Source organism: Acinetobacter sp. YH12251 (genome assembly GCF_013417465.1).
Classification (GTDB): Bacteria; Pseudomonadota; Gammaproteobacteria; order Pseudomonadales; family Moraxellaceae; genus Acinetobacter; species Acinetobacter amyesii.
Genome location: NZ_VPDZ01000037.1, coordinates 1 through 5,083 on the forward strand (window position 1 = coordinate 1; position 5,083 = coordinate 5,083).

The window sequence follows — 5,083 nt, forward strand, 5'->3', positions numbered from 1 at the left end:
TAGACAAAATGACACCAAATGAGTTTTACTATGATCAGCTACCCCAACAAAACAAGGTGGCTTAACTAGAGCGGAATATCACTTATAAATACGCTTTTAGTTGTTCAAACATGTGGGACCACCTCTTATAGATTCCTGATTTTTCATTAGAAGTATCGCCCAATATCAGTTGATTGATAATATCTAAATCTTGAACTGTTTTTTCAGTTTGATGTACACACATATTTTTTTCCTCACGATAAGCGAATTATAGTTATTTGGTTTATAAGGATTAATTTCATAACTTACTCTACGGCTTATATATTCAATTAGCAAACCTATCGAGCATCTTTACGACATTAGTTGTCGTCCAACTATTTTTTATTGAACCTACAGCCCTTCAATTGAAATTATTCTGTGTTAGCATTTAATAGAAAATTAAACAAATCTTTTAAACACTTTACTTCACTTATTAGCTAGATATTTATGTACTTTTCAAATCTAAATTGAGTTTGAGTCATACATATACATGCATTCTTCAACGAAACGTTTTCCAAATGGACCTTTTATGATTTATCAATATTATCAAGAAATTAGAGATTATAACTTTTCCGAAAATCAAATTTTAGTATTTGGCTGTCATGAATTAGGTAAGCATTACTCTGGATATGCACAAACAGCTCTACATCATTTTGGTGCAAAACTAGGTCAAGGCGAAGGAAGACAAGGCCAGTCTTATGGCATTCCAACCATTGCTAAAAATGGGAAAGTATTGGATTTAAATCTTATTCAAAACTATATCAATAACTTTAAGCAATATGCCAAAAACCATCCTCATCTTAAGTTCTATCTCACTGAAATTGGCTGTGGGTTTGCCAATTTCAGAGTAAATCAAATTGGCCCTTTATTTAAAAATTCACCGACCAATATTTATTTTCCACGTAGCTTTGTTCCATTCTTAGAAGATTTAACGGTATTTTCTGTAGAAGATATTGAACACGTGTGGAAAGCGGACGATACTCACATTGAGTTGCCTTTAAACACTGGAACAACTGTACGTTTGAAGCTAGATCACCATCAGCGGTTAAACATGCAACCAAATGTATGGGAAAAATTCAATACCAATCAAAATATTCAATATTTTACACTTAAAGAACATCAGTTTAATCAACTCGATCAAGCGATTGAAAATTTTAGAAAGGAAGAAGCTTTATTATTTTCTAAACTGATGTGAACACCAGTATTTTTTAAGCCTTATTTTCTGCTTATAGATCATCGTTATTTGTGAACGATGATCTATAAGCTAATTAAAGGGTAAATTAATTACACATAATTAAGCAGCGGCAGTCATCAGGATAATGGAATGGCTAATTGTTTTTGATCGCTAATTAGAGCCTGTAAATCACATCCCTATTGGGTTACAACTTTTCCATACCTTTGCCAATGTTATCCATGCCTTACTTTCTTTTGTCCAAATGCGACGACATAACTCCGTTAGATCATCAAATTGTTGATCGACCTCCAGAGATACGCCATATTCCCAATGTCCTTCATAAACCCGTGCTTTGGCTAACTCGAATATTCGATCTGCCAAAGCAACATGTTCTTCCACAAATTGTTGTTCTATAATTTCATCATGTGCAAATTTTTGCAAACACGCTTCGGATTGTATGATTAAATCTTCTGTTTCCCCAATCCATAAGGCAAAGCATCGATCTGCGCTTAAACAATCAATAAGTTGTTTAAAGTTTTCAAGTTTCGTCTTAAATGCAAGATTCGCTTTTATTAATGATTCGAGGTATATGAATCGCTCTTCAAATGCATAAGGGTCAATATTTAATGTATCTAAGTAATCTTTAGATTTACGGTGTAGTCCAATTGGTCTCATTTTCCCTCTCATTTTCTGTATATACGACACAGTTAATTGAAATTATTTATTTCACATCTATGGAAATGCTATTCAATTTGAATAGCCAATCTAAAGTAATAAACCATCACTTGTATTTTTAATCGTAAACTTTTCACACATTATTATATTGAAACAGCTACAACTAAATCACCCTCTCTCTTTTTGACATAAATGTTCGTTGGATTCTGCTCACCATTTTTAACAACTAAAAACTTCTGTAAATCTGTAAGTCCATTCGCAACACTTATAAAGTCCTTTTGGGCATTAAAATAGACATTTCGTTGTGACAATTTATGACTCTCAAATAATCTCCAATAGCCAAGCCCCTGATCGAGCTGAATATCAAATATAGTCCCCGAGTCAAAAGTTATAGTTAAATTTCGCTTGTGATACAGAGCCTTACCATTATCATAGGTCATTAAATCTATTTCTTTTTGGGATATATCTAAATTATCAGTTAATAGTTTTTCAAAAACCTTCTCAAATTGTTTCACACTATGGTAATCATGATGAAGGATCGTTGGTAAATCTTTTGTCTCATCTTCAGAAATAACTGTCTTAATCTTCAACTGACCAATATTTCCAACTTGATCCTCAAGCCCCTTTAACCAACTAACAATTAACAACATATTGCTAGCTGACTTGATATAACGATCTGAATACTCAATACTTTTTATAGTTTCATTCCGGCAAATTTCTCCGAACTCACTAGTACTTTCAGCAACCAAATTCCAGAACTTACGACCAAAGCTACATAAATCAACATTCAATTGATCAAGAAGATCTAATCCCACAATCGAGCTTTGATTTTTTTCCACTAAAGTTGGTAATGTTATGACTTTCTCACTCAGTAACTTATAAGTTTCACTAACTCCAACTATGGCATTTGTATTCAACCACTCTTCATTTGGTATACGACTATTCATATCAGGACTAACAACTGTAACAATACGATCTGTCAAATATAGTTGTGCCACAATAGATTGATGAATATTGTCACCTTCGACAAATTGTACATTAAAGTGTGTTTGTAAAAATTTCAGCTCAGCCAAATATGCTTTAGAATCTATGATAGTTTGTGGTAGAGAAATATCGATTTCTAAACTTGTATCCTCTGCCCATCTAGCAATTGTTTTTTTAACACTAGGAGATAACAACTCCCAACTATCAGATTCTCCACCCCAATTCAAAATTAGTTTCTTAGCACCTAATGATACATGGTGTTCAATGCATTCTTTCAAGCTATATGGCCAATATTGTGCACCAGAGAAGAATGACAATTCTTCAGTAGAAATAAAGTTTTTATAGTTTGCACCTAACCACTTTTTAGCATCATGACGATTTAACAAACTGTAATGATGTCGTGACTGTGAATCCAAAAGACAATGAGCACATACAGACTCACAATATTTCGGACATTCAAGTTCATCGATCATACTAGATAATAACGACTCAATGTGACGAGGAGCTGAACTCGCAAATCCTGCTCCACCACTAATGACGTCATACACCTGAATAGCTGTAATCTGATGATTACCATCTAATAATATTGGACGTTTACCATATCCCAATTCATTAGCTGATATACCTAACTTTTTCGCTAATGCTTTTCTGAAAGCCACAGCCAAAGTAAATGCTATACTTTCATTTTCTTTACTATCTGTAAGATATTCATTACGTTCAGGGTGATGTAACACCAATTCAAAGATATCTGTAGTCATATAGCTACCTAGATGTAAATCTTTGATTAAACGCTCACTGCCTTCACAGAACTTTCTTTGCCCATTTTCTCGATCATGTTTAGATGGTTTTAATGGATAATGTTTCTGCTCTGGTGAAAGAGACAATGGAAATTTTTCCTTTTCCTTTTGGGATTCTGCTCGACCACATTCAAGGCACACAGCATAACCATGCCCATATAAACCTGAACTATAATTAAATACATGCCCCGATGTATCGGCAACCATAAATCCTAAGGCACTATTCGGCAAGCTTAATCTTGCCCCCTTTCCAGCGATCCAAGGGGTTTGGACAGGTATGAAAGTTTGTGTTGTTACATCATTACTAGGTTCTTCATAAAAATCATGAACGAAACCAGTTGGCTGCAGAACTTTACGTTGCTCATTTATGCGAATTTTTTCACCGCAACTTGGATTATCACAGTAAACATTATTAATATCGACTGCACTATCTGTATTAAATCCATTTTGACCGCAATGTACACAGCGCCATGCCAAATCAAATTTCTGTGCTTCTTTTGCATCAGAACTATGAATATTATGCCAAGCTAATGATATCCCTTTGGATTTAAAAACCCTTCCGTCCAATACAATTTCTGAACCCGGCGCATATTCTCGAATAGCGACAGCTAAATTTCGACTTGGCATATCACGTAATAAAGACACATTATCTTCTCTAGACTTTCGTTGCTTTTCAGCATCTCTATCTTGCTTTTGACGTATGTAGTCAATGACATTGGTCGTTTCAAATGATGCAATATCAGTTGGGAAGCCATACCCTGGTAGAAAGCATTTAGCAGCAAGTTCTCTTAATAAATATTCATCACAGAGTCTACGCATTTCAATATTTAATCTATAAGCGTAAGCACTACCTTTCACTGCTTCACTTATCTGTATTTCAAGACGCTTGTATTCCTTTAACCATTGATCACGCATTTCAGATATTTTTTGGATAGTGTTCCCTAAAATACTTTCAACGGAATCAAAAGATAAATCGGTACCTTTGATTAATTTTTCTAGCGCATAAGAATATGTATAAATATTGGCTTTTAACCAATTAATAAATCGATTGCAAACAGAAATATCTTCGTCACCATTTGCTAAATAAAACCACTTCAAATTTAATTTAGTTTTTTCAGCATCTGTATTTCCAATCTCATTTTTTAAAAAGAATGAGAGATACATGGAATTGACATGCCTTTGGATCAATCTCTTGGAGTTTAAAGCGACATAAGGTGCCGGGATACTAGTTTCAAAAGCCCATTTAGGGTTATGAAATACTTGTTGATCATGTGGATTCGACTTACAGATTGTGTAAGAAAGTGCTCTTGATGTGTGCTTAAAAAACAGGAGGGTTTAACTTGGTAAACTATACATACTCATTAGGAGTTTACCATGAGCAAGAAACAGAAGACTTACACCGCAGAATTTAAAGCTGAAGCCATAAAAGCCATTG

4 protein-coding genes are annotated in these 5,083 nt (G+C 34.2%); 1 reads left to right on the top strand and 3 read right to left on the bottom strand.

The window, feature by feature from the left end; all coding sequences use genetic code 11:
- Positions 1–82 precede the first annotated feature (82 nt).
- A complete protein-coding gene (locus FTV27_RS16715; RefSeq protein WP_180079321.1) occupies positions 83–223 on the bottom strand; it encodes a hypothetical protein in 141 nt (46 codons plus the stop codon).
- Positions 224–547: 324 nt separating this feature from the next.
- On the opposite strand from FTV27_RS16715, the gene FTV27_RS16720 reads away from it, so the two are divergent.
- The gene (locus tag FTV27_RS16720; protein ID WP_180079322.1) at positions 548–1,213 is read left to right on the top strand and encodes a hypothetical protein; all 666 of its coding nucleotides are present in this window, start codon (positions 548–550) and stop codon (positions 1,211–1,213) included.
- 168 nt (positions 1,214–1,381) lie between these two features.
- On the opposite strand, the gene FTV27_RS16725 is transcribed toward FTV27_RS16720, so the two are convergent.
- Positions 1,382–1,867, bottom strand: a complete 486-nt coding sequence (locus FTV27_RS16725) for a hypothetical protein (protein ID WP_111828343.1) — start codon at positions 1,865–1,867, stop codon at positions 1,382–1,384.
- Between the two features lie 143 nt (positions 1,868–2,010).
- On the bottom strand, positions 2,011–4,812 hold the full coding sequence (locus FTV27_RS16730) for a DUF1998 domain-containing protein (RefSeq protein ID WP_257230052.1): 2,802 nt from the start codon (positions 4,810–4,812) through the stop codon (positions 2,011–2,013).
- Positions 4,813–5,083: the final 271 nt, after the last annotated feature.